The 13,791-nt window shown below is 73.4% G+C and carries 13 protein-coding genes; 2 read left to right on the top strand and 11 right to left on the bottom strand.

All coding sequences use genetic code 11. The annotated features are described in order from the left end of the window. The first annotated feature begins 180 nt into the window (after window positions 1-180). The gene (gene paaI, locus AB0D08_RS03975; RefSeq protein ID WP_051812772.1) at window positions 181-621 is read left to right on the top strand and encodes a hydroxyphenylacetyl-CoA thioesterase PaaI; all 441 of its coding nucleotides are present in this window, start codon (window positions 181-183) and stop codon (window positions 619-621) included. Here paaI and AB0D08_RS03970 read toward each other — a convergent pair. The 9 genes from AB0D08_RS03970 to efeO all read right to left on the bottom strand — a co-directional run bounded on the left by AB0D08_RS03970 (window position 618) and on the right by efeO (window position 11,223). Next, window positions 618-1,217: a TIGR03086 family metal-binding protein gene (locus AB0D08_RS03970; RefSeq protein WP_033821309.1), complete on the bottom strand. Its 600-nt coding sequence runs from the start codon at window positions 1,215-1,217 to the stop codon at window positions 618-620. The two genes, paaI and AB0D08_RS03970, sit on opposite strands and share 4 nt — an antisense overlap. A 3-nt stretch (window positions 1,218-1,220) precedes the next feature. Further along, window positions 1,221-2,606, bottom strand: a complete 1,386-nt coding sequence (locus tag AB0D08_RS03965; protein WP_033821308.1) for a lysine 2,3-aminomutase — start codon at window positions 2,604-2,606, stop codon at window positions 1,221-1,223. After that, window positions 2,603-4,327 carry a class I adenylate-forming enzyme family protein gene (locus AB0D08_RS03960; RefSeq protein WP_359886134.1) on the bottom strand — a complete coding sequence of 575 codons (1,725 nt, stop codon included), beginning with the start codon at window positions 4,325-4,327 and terminating at the stop codon, window positions 2,603-2,605. The genes AB0D08_RS03965 and AB0D08_RS03960 overlap by 4 nt, the downstream gene beginning before the upstream one ends. A gap of 86 nt (window positions 4,328-4,413) precedes the next feature. After that, window positions 4,414-5,748 (bottom strand): FAD-dependent oxidoreductase, encoded by a 1,335-nt coding sequence (locus AB0D08_RS03955; protein WP_359886133.1) that lies wholly within the window; start codon window positions 5,746-5,748, stop codon window positions 4,414-4,416. Beyond that, window positions 5,745-5,966 (bottom strand): acyl carrier protein, encoded by a 222-nt coding sequence (locus tag AB0D08_RS03950; protein WP_033821305.1) that lies wholly within the window; start codon window positions 5,964-5,966, stop codon window positions 5,745-5,747. Before AB0D08_RS03950 ends, AB0D08_RS03955 begins: the two co-directional genes overlap by 4 nt. Beyond that, on the bottom strand, window positions 5,956-7,578 hold the full coding sequence (locus AB0D08_RS03945; RefSeq protein WP_359886132.1) for an amino acid adenylation domain-containing protein: 1,623 nt from the start codon (window positions 7,576-7,578) through the stop codon (window positions 5,956-5,958). Before AB0D08_RS03945 ends, AB0D08_RS03950 begins: the two co-directional genes overlap by 11 nt. Before the next feature lie 240 nt (window positions 7,579-7,818). Then, on the bottom strand, window positions 7,819-8,661 hold the full coding sequence (efeU, locus tag AB0D08_RS03940; RefSeq protein WP_063794393.1) for an iron uptake transporter permease EfeU: 843 nt from the start codon (window positions 8,659-8,661) through the stop codon (window positions 7,819-7,821). A 33-nt stretch (window positions 8,662-8,694) separates the two neighbouring features. Next, a complete protein-coding gene (efeB, locus tag AB0D08_RS03935) occupies window positions 8,695-9,996 on the bottom strand; it encodes an iron uptake transporter deferrochelatase/peroxidase subunit (protein WP_359886131.1) in 1,302 nt (433 codons plus the stop codon). Between the two features lie 90 nt (window positions 9,997-10,086). After that, entirely contained in the window at window positions 10,087-11,223 is a 1,137-nt protein-coding gene (gene efeO / locus AB0D08_RS03930; RefSeq protein ID WP_033821303.1) for an iron uptake system protein EfeO, read from the bottom strand. A gap of 385 nt (window positions 11,224-11,608) precedes the next feature. On the opposite strand from efeO, the gene AB0D08_RS03925 reads away from it, so the two are divergent. After that, entirely contained in the window at window positions 11,609-13,087 is a 1,479-nt protein-coding gene (locus tag AB0D08_RS03925) for a carboxyl transferase domain-containing protein (protein WP_359886130.1), read from the top strand. A gap of 23 nt (window positions 13,088-13,110) precedes the next feature. Here AB0D08_RS03925 and AB0D08_RS03920 read toward each other — a convergent pair whose 3' ends face one another. Next, window positions 13,111-13,530, bottom strand: coding sequence for a PIN domain-containing protein (locus AB0D08_RS03920; protein WP_033821311.1), 420 nt, complete (start codon window positions 13,528-13,530; stop codon window positions 13,111-13,113). Then, window positions 13,530-13,760 (bottom strand): type II toxin-antitoxin system VapB family antitoxin, encoded by a 231-nt coding sequence (locus AB0D08_RS03915; RefSeq protein ID WP_033821301.1) that lies wholly within the window; start codon window positions 13,758-13,760, stop codon window positions 13,530-13,532. The genes AB0D08_RS03920 and AB0D08_RS03915 overlap by 1 nt, the downstream gene beginning before the upstream one ends. Between the last annotated feature and the right edge of the window lie 31 nt (window positions 13,761-13,791).

The raw sequence follows: 13,791 nt of genomic DNA, 5'->3' as shown, positions 1-13,791 counted from the left end.
ACCTTACATTTCCTCCATCGGTCGACGACCGGACTGACGAATCGTCCATTCCCCTACCGGATATCGGAGTTACCGGAACCGGTCGTTGACACCGGCCCGGGGCAGCCGGTCTAATGCGGTCGTGCCGCCGACCGGCCCGGACCCCGGAGCGGCCCGATCCCCAGGGAAGCGCAGGTGGCCATGGACCAGGACGGCGATCCGCTCGCCCTGAGCATCTCCCGGGCCAAGGCGCTCCACGACCAGGACCCGACCTGCCGGTCGCTCGGCATCTCGCTCGGCGACGTCGGCCCCGGCCGCGCCGTGGTGCGGCTGCGGCTGACCGCCGAGATGGTGAACGGACACGGGATCGCCCACGGCGGCTTCCTGTTCCTGCTGGCCGACGCCGCGTTCTCGTTCGCCTGCAACACCCACGGCCCGGTCACCGTCGCCCAGGGCGCCCAGGTGAGCTTCCTGCAGCCGGCCGCCGCCGGCGACGAACTGACCGCCGAAGCCGTCGAACGCACCCGGGTCGGCCGGCACGGCGTCTACGACGTCACGGTCCGCAAGGCCGACGGCACGGTGGTGGCCGAGTTCCGGGGCCAGAGCACCATGCTCTCCGGCCGGCCCGGGACCGCCGGCTAGTCCCGGCTCTGCTGCGGCCAGCGCGCCGAACGCCCCAGGGCGGCGAGCAGCCGCTCCAGCGGCGGCACGGTCCCCGGCACCGGCAGCGCCGGGCGGAACCCGGCACCCGGACGCAGCCGCCGCGGGGTGTCCGGGACCTCCCGCTCGGCGATCACCGCGACCTCCGCCACCAGTTCCGGCTCGAAGTCGACCGGCGCACCGATCGCCACCGCCACGTCCCAGCTGTGCACCAGGTAGTCCAGCAGGTGGTACGAGACCGCCTGCCGGGCCGGGAAGGTGCGGGCGTCGTTGATCCGCGGCAGCCAGAACCGCCCGTCCAGCACCCCCGGCGCACCGAACGCCTCCACCACCCGCTTCGCCGAGGCCCGGTAGTCGGCCACCGGCCCGGCCCCGGTCGCCCGGTACTCCCAGACGCCGCGGTCCTCGCGCTCCCCGTCGGCCGCCGCCGCGAAGCCCAGGTTCTCGGCCGTCATGTGCTCCACCAGCCGCCGCACGTCCCAGTCGGCGCACGGCGTGGGCAGCTCCCACTGGCCGTCCCGGATCCGGTCGACCGCCGCCACGCTGTGCCGCATCGCCAGCCGGTGGAGTTCGAGCATCGTTCAGGCCTTCCTGCCGGGCCGCTCCGTCCACCAGCGGCGGCCGGACGCGGGGAGGGTGGAGATCGGGTCGTAGCTCGGGTACCTGCGCCCCAGGACGTCGGACGCCGCCTCGGCGGCCCGGGCCTCGGGCTCGGTGCGGTAGTTCTTGGTCCAGTAGGAGATGCCGCGCTCACGGTCGTACTCGACGGCCTGGTGCACCCAGCGCTTGCCCACGTGCGGCACGTCGTTGACGATCCGGGGGGTGGCATACCCCGGCAGGTAGCCCATGATGCCCTCCTGGAGCCGCTGCGCCTCGTGGAGCGCGATCCGCCAGTGCTCGGCGTTGGGGATCATGTCGCACAGGTAGAAGTAGTACGGCAGGATGCCCGCCTCGCCCTGGAGCGCGAGGCACAGGTCCAGCAGGTCCTCCACCGAGGCGTTCACCCCGCGCATCAGCACGCCCTGGTTGCGGACGTCCCGCACGCCCGCGTCGAGCATCGCCCGGGCCGCCTCGGCCACCAGCGGGGTCACCGACTGCACGTGGTTGGCGTGGGTGTGCACCGCGAGGTTGACCGCCCGGCGGGCGGCGACCGCCGCCACCCTGGCCATCCCCTCGGTCATCTCGGGCTGCAGCCAGTGCTGCGGCAGCCCGACCAGCGCCTTGGTGGCGAGCCGGATGTCGCGGACCGAGGAGAGTTCCAGCAGCCGCATCAGGAAGCTCTCCAGCTGCCGCCAGGGCACGTTGGCGACGTCACCGCCGGACACCACCACGTCCCGGACGTGCGGCATCCGCTTGAGGTAGTCCAGCATCTGCTCCTGGCGGTCGGCCGGCCGCAGCACCAGCCGGGCCTTGGTGACCTGCGGCGTCGAGTTGCCGACCAGGTCCATCCGGGTGCAGTGCCCGCAGTACTGCGGGCAGGTGGAGACCAGTTCGGCGAGCACCTTGGTCGGGTAGCGGTGGGTGAGGCCCTCCACCACCCACATCTCGGCCTCGTGCAGCGAGTCGCGCTCGGCGAGCGGGTGGCTGGGCCACCGCGGGTCGCGGTCGCAGCGCACCGGCAGCAGGTAGCGGCGGACCGGGTCGGCCAGGAACGCCGCGGTGAACTCGGCCGGCCGCAGCGCCGCCGCGGGCGCCATGGTGTTCAGCATCTGCGGCGGCACCAGCATCGACATGGTCGCGAACTGCTCCCGGTCCGCGGCCAGTTCCTGGTAGAAGCGGTCGGTCAGCAGACCGCCCACGACGGCCCGCAGCTGCGCCGGGGTCTTGACGCAGTGCGCCCGCTGCCACTGGGCGTCGCGCCACTGCGCCGCGGTGACCTCGCGCCAGCCCGGCAGCCGACGCCAGTCCGGTTCGATCAGCGGGGTCCGGACGTACCGGTACGGCTGCCGGGCGGTGTGCTCGTTCATCGGTCGGGGCTGTCCGGAGCACCGGTGAACAGCGTCGCGAAGCGGGTGCGCAGCTCGCGCTTGAGCACCTTGCCGGTCGGCCCGAGCGGGAAGTCCGCGCCGTCCCGGGCGATGCTGACCGCGGCGAGGGCGGGCAGCCCGGCCACGCCGAGCGCCTTGTCGGCGGCCTCGTGCACGGTCCGCTCGTCCGCCCCGGCCGCGGCGGCCTGCAGCCGGACCACCGCGATCGGCACCTGGCCCCGGCCGTCCGGGCCGGGCACGCCCACCACCGAGCAGTCCTGGACCAGTTCGGCGCAGTCGGCGAGCAGCACCTCCTCGACCGGGAGGCTGTAGAGCGGCCCATCGGCGGTGTCGATGACGTCGACCGTCCGGTCCAGGTGGTAGAACCGGCCGTCGGCGTCGCGCCGGGCCACGTCCCCGGTCAGCCAGTAGCCGGCCAGCTCGAAACTGCTGGTCAGCCGCGGGTTGTTCCAGTAGCCGGGGGTACGCGACGGGGTGACCACCCCGAGCAGACCGACCTCGCCGTCGGGGAGTTCGGTGCCGTCGCCGGAGAGCACCGCGGCCTTCAGCACCACCTCCAGCGGCCGGCCGACGCAGCGGTCGTCGCGCTCCGTCTCCGGCGAGGTGACCTGCCCGAACAGCGCCATCCCCATCTCGGACGAGCCCAGCCCGTCGATGAACTGCGAGCCGGCCAGGGCCGGTTCCTCCTCGCGCTGCTGCGGCAGCAGCCAGGGCCTGATCAGCCCGGCCGGCCGCTCGCCGAGCGTCACCAGCCGGCGGATGTGCCCGTAGTGGGCGCTGTCGCCGGTGTTGAACCAGGAGTGCACCTTGGCGGCGCCGGCCACCGGCAGCTCCCCGGTGGCCAGTTCGACGAAGGTCCGCGGGAAGGAGGCGACCATGGTCGGCTGGAACGCCTCCATCACCGGCTCGACGACGGTGCGCCGCCAGTCCCCCATCACCACGGTCGGCAGGCCCAGCAGGGTCGCGGTCAGGAAGTAGCTCAGACCGCCCGCGTGAGTGTGCGGCATCAGCGACATCAGCCGGTCGTAGGGCTCCGCCGGAAAGCGCTCCATCCGGGGCTGCTTGCCGTCCCAGAACTGGCGGTGCGCCAGCATGGTGGACTTGGGGGTGCCGGTGGTGCCGGAGGAGTGGATCAGCGCCACCACGTCCTCGGGGGCGTGCCGGTACGGGTACTCCTCGGGCAGCGCGGCCGACTCCGCGTCGAAGGCCTGCACCTCGGCGGTGAGCGCGATGAACCGCGGCCGGCGCTGCGGGTCGGCGCGGTAGGCGGCGGCGAGCCGGGTGGGGTCGTCGGCGACGATGCCGACCACCCCGACGTGGTCGAGGTAGCGGACCATGATGTCCGGCCGCATCGCGTCGTTGACCAGGGCGGGTACGGCGCCCAGCGCGGTGAGCGCGAGGAAGTGCAGCAGCGGCTCCAGGCCCTCGGCGACCACGATGCCGACCGGCTCGCCGGGGCGCACCCCGTTGGCCCGGTACCACCTGGCGTAGCGGTCCCGCAGCGCGGCCAGGTCGAGCAGGCTGTGGCCGCGCAGCACCACCTGGCCGCGGTGGTCGGTGTGGTGGCCGTAGGCGAACGGCACCGCCCGGTTGGGGTTGAGCGCGAGGGCGTGGTCCAGGAAGTTGCCGGCGCCCAGGGTGGGTTCCGTCATCAGCTGCCGGCGCACCTCGAGCGGCGCCACGGGGCTGGTTTCGTGCATCGTGATCTCCCAACAGTTCTGTTGCTGAACGGAGTTCGGTGCTGGACGAAGGTCGGTGCTGGACGAAGGTCGGTGCCGAACGGACGTCAGAGCTGGTGCAGGTCCGGGTAGCGGTCCAGGAGTTCGGCCGCCACCCGGTGGCCGGAGCGGACCGCGCCCTCCATCAGGCCGAAGAACTCGGTGCTGGTCTCGGTGCCGGCCCAGTGCACCCGCCCGTACGGGGCGGCCAGCCGCGGCCCGAGGGCGGTCCAGTCGCCGGGGCCGAGCAGCGCCGCGTAACACCCGCGGCTGTACTCCTCGTTGACCCAGTCGGTGATGTGGCAGGCGAGCGGCTCGGGCAGCTGCGGGAACAGCCGGGCGGCCTGCGCGAGCGCGGCGGCGCGCTGCCCGGCCGGCCCGAGCGCGGCGAACCGGTGGGCCTCGGCTCCGGTGACGAAGCCGGTGAGCACCCCGGGCCCGCCGTCGGGCGGGGTGTCGTCCACGGTGGACAGCAGCGGACCCTCGGCGTTGACCGACCAGCCGGACAGGCCGTGCTCCCGCCAGTACGGCCGCTCGTACACCAGCTGGACCTTGACCGCGCAGCCGCGCGCGGTGCGGTCGGTGCTGCGCCGGGCGGCCGGGTCCCGGACGATCCCGTCGGCGAGCAGCGGCGGCAGCGCGACCACGGCGGCGGCGGCCCGGGTGGATCCGCCGGCGGAGTGCACGGTGACCCCGTCGGCGTCCTGGTGGACCGCCCGGACCGGGTCGGACAGCCGGAGCCGGCCACCGAGCTGCCGGGCGAGCCGTTCGCACAGCTGGTGCGCGCCGCCGGCCACCCGGTCCTGCTGGGCGCCGCCCTCGAAGGCGTTGAGGTAGCGGGTGCCGCCGCCGGAGCGCAGGTAGAAGGCCAGGTGCAGGACGGAGATGTCGGCCGGGTCGGCGGCCATCATCTCACCGAGGAACAGCGGGAAGAACAGCCGGGCGTCGGGGTGGGTGAGGTGGCGGTCGGCCCATTCGGCGGCGGTGAGCGCGTCCAGCCGCTCGGCGTCCGGGGTCAGCCAGGGGGCGTCGGTGCGGACGGTGGCGGTCACCTCGTCCAGCAGGTCGAACAGGCCGCCGAGGGCGACCGCGTTGAGCGGCGGGAACCGTCCGGCGCTGGTGCCGTCCGCCGCCGGGCCGAGTGCGAACCGGCTCTGGCCGGCCATCTCGGTCGGCGCGGTCTTCAGGCCGTGTTCCGCGAGCAGGCCGTGCAGTTCGGTGTGCCGGTCGCCCAGGTACGCGGCGCCCGCGTCGACCCAGCTGCCGGGTGCGACCTCGATGCCGCGGGTGCGGCCGCCGACCCGGTCGCGGGCCTCCAGCACGGTGACCCGGACCCCGGCCCGGGCCAGGTCCACCGCGGCGGTGAGCCCCGCGAGGCCGGCGCCGACGACGATCACGCTCACCGGGCCGCCCCCGCGACCTTCGCCGCCAGCGACTCGGGGGTGGGCGCGGCCAGGAAGTCCTCGAAGGTCAGCTCGACCCCGCTCTCCCGGGCGACCGCGCTCAGGACCCGGGTGGCGATCAGCGAGTCGCCGCCGAGGTCGAAGAAGTCGCAGTGCGGGGTGATCCCGTCGGTCTCCAGCACCCGCCGGAAGATGGCGGTCACCGTGTCAACGCCCATCGTTGCCCTCCTCCTCGGCAGCGGCGGCACCCTGCCGGCGCTGCGTCAACTCCGTCTCCTCGGGCGTCCGCCCTTCGTACTGCCGGTGCGTGCCGGCCCGGTCGAGCTTGCCGCTGGAGGTGCGGGCGAGCCGCTCCACCAGGGCGATCCGCCCCGGCACCAGGTGGCCGGGCACCCGGGCCGTCAGGTGGCGGCGCAGGCCGGCCGCGAGCGCGGCGGTGTCGGCGCCCGGGGCGGGGACCACGTACGCCACCAGGGCGGTCCGGCCGGCCAGTCGGGCGCCGGTGACGGCGGCGCCCGCCACCTGGGGGTGGGCGGTGAGGTGGGCCTCGACCTCGGCGGGGTCGACCCGGATCCCGCGGATCTTCAGCTCGCCGTCCAGCCGTCCGCGGTGGAGCAGGACGCCGCCGGGCGCCCGTTCGACCCGGTCGCCGGTGCGGAACCAGCGGTCCTCCCCGCTGCCGAACCGGGCCTCGGTGGCCTGCGGCAGGCCGCGGTAGCCGAGCGCCAGCGCGGGGCCGCCGATCATCAACTCGCCCTCCGCGCCGATCCGTTCGAGGACGTGCGGGAGCGGCAGGCCGATCGGCACCCGGTCGCCCGGCCGCCACGGCCGGCCCAGGGCCAGGGCGCGCGGGCCGTGCAGGTCGACGGCGTGGGTGATCAGGGTGGTCTCGGTGGATCCGTAGGTGTTGACCAGCCGGACGTCGCCGGTGGCCAGCGCGCACCAGTCGGCCAGCCGGGCCGGGTCGGCCGCCTCACCGCCGATCACCACCAGCCGCACCGACGGCGGCAGGGCCGCCCGGTCCTCGGTGAGGTGGCGGACCAGTTCGTGCCAGTAGGCGGTCGGCAGGTCGAGGACGGTGATCCGCTCGCGCTCCACCATCCGCAGCAGGCGCGGGAACGAGCCGCTGTGCGCCTCGTCGTCGAGGACCAGCGCGGCGCCCGCGGTGAGCGTCGGGAGGATCTCCTCGAAGCAGGTGTCCCAGTTGAGCGAGGCGAACTGCAGCACGCGGTCGGCCGGGCCCAGGTCGAACAGCTCGCGCAGCGCGCCGACCACCGTGGTGATCGCTCCGCGCGGGGTGACCACCGGCTTGGGGTCACCGGTGGAGCCGGAGGTGAAGAGGATGTAGGCGGGGGCCTGCGGGCCATCGGGCTCGTCGGGGCCGTCCGTGCCGCGGGGGGTCAGCAGGTCGGTGAAGTCGACCGGCTCAACGCCAGATTTCCCTTGCGGAACCGTTTCTGCATCGATCACGAGGTGACAGCCCGCGGCCGCCACCATGGCCCGCTGCCGGGCAGCAGGGAAAGCCGGGTCGACCGGACAGTATGTGCCGCCCGCGGCCAGCACCCCGAGCAGCTCGGCGACCACGCCGGGAGAACGGGAAGTTCGGACACCAACCACGCCCGGTCCGGCCCCCAGGCGCAATGCCGCCCGCTGGACCAGCCCGTCGAGCTGAAGGTAGCTCAACGGACGGCCATTGTGAACGACCGCGGTACGGTCGGCATGACTCTCGACAATTTGCGTGAACGCGTCAATTAGATCCGGGGTGACCGGACCGACGCCAGGAGTCCCTAAAATGACCGCTCTCCCCTGCTGATCCGCCGAACGCGCCATTGCGTCCTTCGCAATTCAGGGGGACTGTACCGGCGGGGAGGGGTGGCCACAACGGGTTGAATGTTGCCAATCTTTCACGTCAATTCACTTGCCCCGCACCGCAGTCGGACCAATTCGGAACCGCGCGCACGCAAAGTCTGACACTGCGTCATCCGGCCAGGTCACCACCGCGGCCGGACAGCACGGCGCCCCGCCCCCCGACGGTCCGGGAGCGGGGCGCTGGGCGCTGGGGCGGGCGGCTCAGGCCGGGCTGCCGCCGGCCTTCGCCGGGGCGACCGGGCGGGCGCCGCCGCTCGGCCGCAGGAAGAGCAGCAGGGTGGGCACCAGGTACGCCACCCAGACCACCGTCTGGGCCACCGACGGGTCGGGCTGGAAGTTGAACACGCCCTTGAGCAGGGTGCCGTACCAGCTGTCCTTCGGGATGGTCGAGCTGATGTCGAAGGCCATGTCGTGCAGGCCCGGCAGCCAGCCGGCCTCCTGCAGGTCGTGCACGCCGTAGGCGAGCACACCGGCGGCGACCACCACCAGCATCGCGCCGGTCCAGGTGAAGAACTTGGCCAGGTTGATCTTCAGCGCGCCGCGGTAGAACAGCCAGCCCAGCACCACCGCGGTGAGCAGACCGAGGACCGCGCCGACCAGCGGCCGCACCCCGTCACCGGTGGCGGCCACCGCCGTCCAGATGAACAGCGCGGTCTCCAGCCCCTCCCGGCCCACCGCCAGGAAGGCGGTGGTGACCAGCGCGAAGGTGCCCATCGCCAGCGCCGCGTCCAGCTTGCCGTGCAGCTCGGCCTTCAGGTGGCGGGCGGTGCGGCGCATCCAGAACACCATCCAGGTGACCAGGCCCACGGCGATGATCGACAGCGAGCCGCCGAGCGCCTCCTGCGCCTCGAAGGACATCTGGGTGGAGCCGTACTGCAGCACCGCGCCGAACGCCATGCTGATCAGCACGGCGGCCGCGATGCCGGCCCAGACCGGTGCCAGCCGGTCCCGGCGGCCGGTCTTGACCAGGTAGGCGATCAGGATGCAGACGACGAGGCTGGCTTCCAGGCCCTCGCGCAGGCCGATCAGGTAGTTGCCGAACACGGCGGTCTCCTCAGGGGGTTGTACGGGGCGGGGTCAGCCGAACAGGGCCTGGCCCCACCACTCGCCGGGCTTGCGGATGCCGGGCGGGCAGGCGAAGTGCGCGGAACCGACGTGCTGGATGTACTCGTTCAGCTTGTCGGACGCGGCGAGGCGCTGCTGCAGGGGCACGAACGCCTTGCGGGTGTCGCGCTGGTACGCCAGGAAGAACAGGCCCGCCTCCAGCCGGCCGAGACCGTCGGTGCCGTCCGTGAAGGAGAAGCCGCGGCGCAGGATCATCAGCCCGTCGTTGGAGTCCGGGTGGGCCAGGCGCACGTGCGAGTCCTCGGGCATCGCCTTCAGGTCCGGGGTGTCCCGCTCCCGCTGCTTGCCGAACGGCGCGCCCTCCCGCTTGGTGCGGCCGAACACGCCCTCCTGCTCCCCCAGCGAGGTGCGGTCCCAGGTCTCGATGTGCATCCGAATCCGGCGGGCCACCAGGTACGAGCCGCCGGTGAGCCACTCGGGGCCCTCGCCCGGCGCGACCCAGACGTGCTTGTCCAGCGCGTCGGCGTCGGTGCCGGAGATGTTGTGGGTGCCGTCCTTGAACCCCATCAGGTTGCGCGGGGTCTGCGCCTCGGGGGTGGTGGACGAGGTCTTGCCGAACCCCAGCTGCGACCAGCGGACGTTGACCACGCCCATGCCGATCCGGGCCAGGTTGCGGATCGCGTGCACCGCGACCTGCGGGTCGTCCGCACAGGCCTGGACGCAGATGTCACCGCCGGAGCGGGCCGGGTCGAGGTTGTCGTGCGGGAACTTCGGCAGCTCGATCAGCGCCTCGGGCCGCTTGGCCTTCAGCCCGAACCGGTCGACGCCGTCCTTCTCGAACAGCGTCGGGCCGAAGCCCATGGTCAGCGTCAGCCGGGACGACGGCAGGCCGAGCGCCTCGCCGGTGTCGTCCGGCGGCGCCTCGGCCAGACCGCTGGCGCCGGTGCCGACCTCACGGCCGCCGGTCATCGCCGCGGCCGCCTTGGTCCACTCCTTGAGCATCCTGACCAGCGCGTCGCGGTTGGTGGTGACCACGTCGAAGGTCGCGAAGTGCAGCCGGTCCTGCACCGGGGTGGCGATCCCGGACTGGTGGTCGCCGTAGAACGGGATGTCACCGCCGGCCGCGGCCGGTGCGGGCTCCGACTCGCGCAGGGTGGCGGCGGCGACCGAACCGGCGGCCGCGGCGCCGAGCGCCACACCGGCACCGGCCCAGCCGATGACGGCGCGTCGGCTGACCGCGCCGCGGGGTTCGGCGCCGGGGGCGGCGGACTGCTCGGGTCCGGGAGTGGCGGCGCTGGGGGTCTCAGCGTTCATACCAGGGGTCCTTCGTGGGGTTCGGCGGGGACACGGCTGCCGTGACGGCCGTGTCGGCCGCCACGGCAGGGGTGGCGATGGTGGCGCGGATCAGCTGACGACGACGGCGGCGGCGAGCTTGGACAGCGGCTCGGCCAGCGCGTTCACCGAGTCGGCGAAGGTCTTCCGCTCGGCCTCGGTGACCTTGTCGTACGAGGTGTAGACGTCACCCTGCTTGTACTTGGCGAGCAGGGTCTGGATCGCGGCGAACTCACCGTCCAGGGTCTTGGCCAGCTCGGCGTCCTTCTCGGCGGCGACCGGCTTCAGCAGGTCGTACGCCTTCTTCGCGCCCTCGACGTTGGCCGCGAAGTCGGACAGGTCGGTGTGGCTGTAGCGGTCCTCCTCACCGGTGACCTTGCCGGTGGCGACCTCGTCCAGCAGCTCCTTGGCGCCGTTGGCCATGCTGGTGGCGGTGATCTCGGCCTGCGGGATCTTCTTCTGCCAGTCGGTCAGGTCGGCGACCAGCTGGTCGGCGAGCTTCTTGTCGGCGTCGGTGATCGCGTTGTCGGCCCAGAGGGACTTCTCCAGCTTGTGCCAGCCGGTCCAGTCCTGGCCCGGCTCCAGGCCGTCCTCACGGGTGTCGGTCTTCGGGTCGACGTCGCCGAAGCTCTCGGCGACCGGCTCGGTGCGCTCCCAGCCGACCCGGGAGGGGGCGAACAGCGACCTGGCCTTCTCGATGTCGCCGGCCTTGATCGCCTCGGCGAACTGCGTCACCACCGGGATGGTCGCGTCGGCCTGCTCCTGGGCGTACTTGTGGTACGCGGCCACGGCGTCCTGCAGGCGGGTGTCGGCCTTGGCCTGGCCGCTGTCGCCGGTCACGGTGATCTTCTGGCGGATGCCGTCACCGGTCATGCCGGGCTTGCAGGCGATCTCGTAGCTGCCGGGCTTGATCTCGGCGGAGATCTCCACCTTGGTGCCGGGGCCGATGTTCTCGCGCTCGGTGACGATCTTGTCGCCGGCGGCGTAGACGTAGACCTCGGTGGCCTTGCTGCCCTTGTTCTGGACGGCCAGCTTGACCTGGCCACCCGCGAAGGTGGTCTTCGACACCTCGCAGGCCGTATCGGAGGCGTTCACCTGGACGGCGTCCGCCGAGGAGGCGTCGTCCTTCTTGGAGCAGCCGGCCAGAGCGGCTCCGACCACGGCGATGGAGAGCAGTGTGGCTGCGGCGGAACGGCGACGGGCGGACATGTGAGCTCCACGGGCGAGGGTGTACAGAAAGATGACAGGTACAGGGCAGCAAAAAGGACGACCGGGCAGATGCGCGACCCCCCGGTCGTCCAGTTAGCTGAGGCATACCTTAGATAGCCCCCGGCGAGCCGTCCACATCGCCCCCTGCCCGGCCCGAGGGTTTTACCAATTCGTGGCCATCGGCCCACCCCGGTGCCGAACCGCACACACCCCGGCACACCACCTCCACCCCGCGGGCGACGGCCGCCCCGGCGGCCCCACGCCCGACCACCCGGCCGGCGCCGCCCGCCCGAGCGCGGTGCGACCGGCGTCACAGCCACCCGCGGGCCCGGCGACCCTAGGGTTGGGAGGGCGAAGACAAAGACAGGCCTGGCAAGGAGGCGTGGTGACGGCACATCAGCTGATCGGCCGGATCGTGGACCCCGGCAGTTTCGTCCGCTGGGACCGGCCGCTCGACGCCCGGCCCGCGGACCCCGGCTACCGGGCCGCGCTGGCCCGCGCCCGGGAGCGCAGCGGCCTCGACGAGGCAGTCACCACCGGGCGGGCGCTGCTGGCCGGCCGGCCGGTGGCGCTGATCGCCTCGGAGTTCGCCTTCCTGGGCGGATCGATCGGGGTCGCCACCGCCGAGCGGATCACCCTCGCCGTGGAGCGGGCCACCGCCGAGCGGCTCCCGCTGGTCGCACTGCCGGTCTCCGGCGGCACCCGGATGCAGGAGGGCGCCGCCGCGTTCCTCTGCATGGTCCGGGTGACGGCCGCCGTCCAGGCCCACCAGGCCGCCGGGCTGCCGTACCTGACCTACCTGCGCAACCCCACCATGGGCGGGGTGTTCGCCTCCTGGGGCACACTCGGCCACCTGGTGCTGGCCGAACCGGGCGCCCGGCTCGGATTCCTCGGCCCCCGGGTCTACGAACAGCTGCGCGGCGAACCGCTGCCGCCGGACGTCCAGCTCGCCGAGACGCTCGCCGCGCGCGGACTGCTGGACGCGGTGGTGCCGCAGGAGCGGCTGCGCGAGGTGCTGCGGCTGGCCCTGGACGTCCTGGCCGGGACGCCCACCACCGAGCCCGCGCCACCGGCGCCCGCGCCGCGGCCCTCGCCGCCGGACCCGTGGGACGCCGTCCGCCGTACCCGGCGCACCGACCGGCCGGGCGCCCGGCAGCTGCTGGACCACGCCGGGCAGGGGGTGCTGACGCTGGCCGGCGAAGGCGCGCTGGTACGGGCACTGGCCAGGTTCGGCGGCCGGCCGGCCGTGGTGGTCGGTCAGCAGCGTCAGGACGGCGACGCCCCGCGGCCGTTCACGGCGGCCGAGCTGCGGTTGGTGCGCCGCTCGGCCCGGATGGCCGAGCAGCTCGGGCTGCCGCTGGTGACGCTGGTGGACACTGCGGGCGCGGAACTGTCCGCCCGGGCCGAGCTGGACGGCATCGCCGTCGAGATCGCCCAGTGCCTGGCCACCCTGGTCGGGCTGGCCACCCCGGTGCTGGCGGTGCTGCTCGGGCAGGGCTCCGGCGGCGGGGCGCTCGCCCTGCTGCCGGCCGACCGGGTGCTCGCCGCCGAACACGCCTGGCTCGCCCCGCTCCCGCCCGAGGGCGCCTCGGCGATCGTGCACCGCGACGGCGACCACGCCGCCGAACTGGCCCGCGCCCAGGGCATCGGCGCCGCCGACCTCGCCGCGGCGGGCCTGGTGGACCAGGTGATCGCCGAACTCCCGGACGCCGCCGAGGAGCCCGCGGCCTTCTGCGCCCGCGTCGGCGCGGCCGTCGCCGCCGCCCTCACCGACCTCGCCGCGCAGCCCCACCCCGGCCGCCTGCGCACCCGCGCCCACCGCCACCGCCACCTCGGCGGCCCCCCACCCACCGACGCCGGGTGACCGGCCAGGCCGGTCAGGTCAGGTCAGGTCAGCCGGTCACGGACATCGCGCTCCCGCAGCTCGGGGAGCACCCGCGCGACGGTCGCGAAGTCGCCGTCCACGTGCAGCACGGTGAGGTCGTGGTGGACCGCTGCCGCTGCCACCAGGAGGTCGACGACCCCGGCGGAACGGTGCTGGCCCTTCTGCGTGAGCTTGTACTGCGCGGTGTCCACCCAGTCCCAGGCGTCCTTCGGAACGCCGACCGCCGGACCGAACAGGTCGAACAGGTCGTTCTCCAGCTCGTCCCGGTGCGCCGGGCCCGTCGCCGAGTACAGGAGCTCGACCCTGGTCGGCTTGCTGATCCTCACCAGCCCCGATTCGATGGGCCCGAGCCAGCGCCTGCGGACGTCCGCGTCCTGCATCAGGTGCACGAATCCCGAGGTGTCGATCAGAAAACTGTCGATCATCCGCGATCCTCCCCGGCCCGCTTGCGGGCTGTGTAGGCCCTCAGGGTCGGCTCGAACTCTCCGAGGGCGGCACGCCGGGACAGCTTCTCCAGCGCCTCCAGCCGCTTCAGCCGCTGCACGTAGTCGGCCAGGGCGCCGTTGATCGTGTCCTTCTTCGTGCTCGTCCCCATCAAGCGCATGGCCTCCGCGAGGATCTTGTCGTCAACATCGATGTTGGTCATGCTCACCGTGGCACCTCCGTTGATGATGTGGCAAATT

The organism is Kitasatospora sp. NPDC048540, from assembly GCF_040651175.1.
Classification (GTDB): domain Bacteria; phylum Actinomycetota; class Actinomycetes; order Streptomycetales; family Streptomycetaceae; genus Kitasatospora.
Note: the sequence above shows the minus strand (reverse complement) of the source record. Positions and strands in the feature narration are given on the sequence as shown.

Bases quoted from the DNA above. Each gene is read 5' to 3' on its own strand.
- paaI (WP_051812772.1), top strand. From the start codon at position 181: ATGGACCAGGACGGCGATCCGCTCGCCCTGAGCATCTCCCGGGCCAAG.
- AB0D08_RS03970 (WP_033821309.1), bottom strand. From the start codon at position 1,217: ATGCTCGAACTCCACCGGCTGGCGATGCGGCACAGCGTGGCGGCGGTC.
- AB0D08_RS03965 (WP_033821308.1), bottom strand. From the start codon at position 2,606: ATGAACGAGCACACCGCCCGGCAGCCGTACCGGTACGTCCGGACCCCG.
- AB0D08_RS03960 (WP_359886134.1), bottom strand. From the start codon at position 4,327: ATGCACGAAACCAGCCCCGTGGCGCCGCTCGAGGTGCGCCGGCAGCTG.
- AB0D08_RS03950 (WP_033821305.1), bottom strand. From the start codon at position 5,966: ATGGGCGTTGACACGGTGACCGCCATCTTCCGGCGGGTGCTGGAGACC.
- AB0D08_RS03945 (WP_359886132.1), bottom strand. From the start codon at position 7,578: ATGGCGCGTTCGGCGGATCAGCAGGGGAGAGCGGTCATTTTAGGGACT.
- efeB (WP_359886131.1), bottom strand. From the start codon at position 9,996: ATGAACGCTGAGACCCCCAGCGCCGCCACTCCCGGACCCGAGCAGTCC.
- efeO (WP_033821303.1), bottom strand. From the start codon at position 11,223: ATGTCCGCCCGTCGCCGTTCCGCCGCAGCCACACTGCTCTCCATCGCC.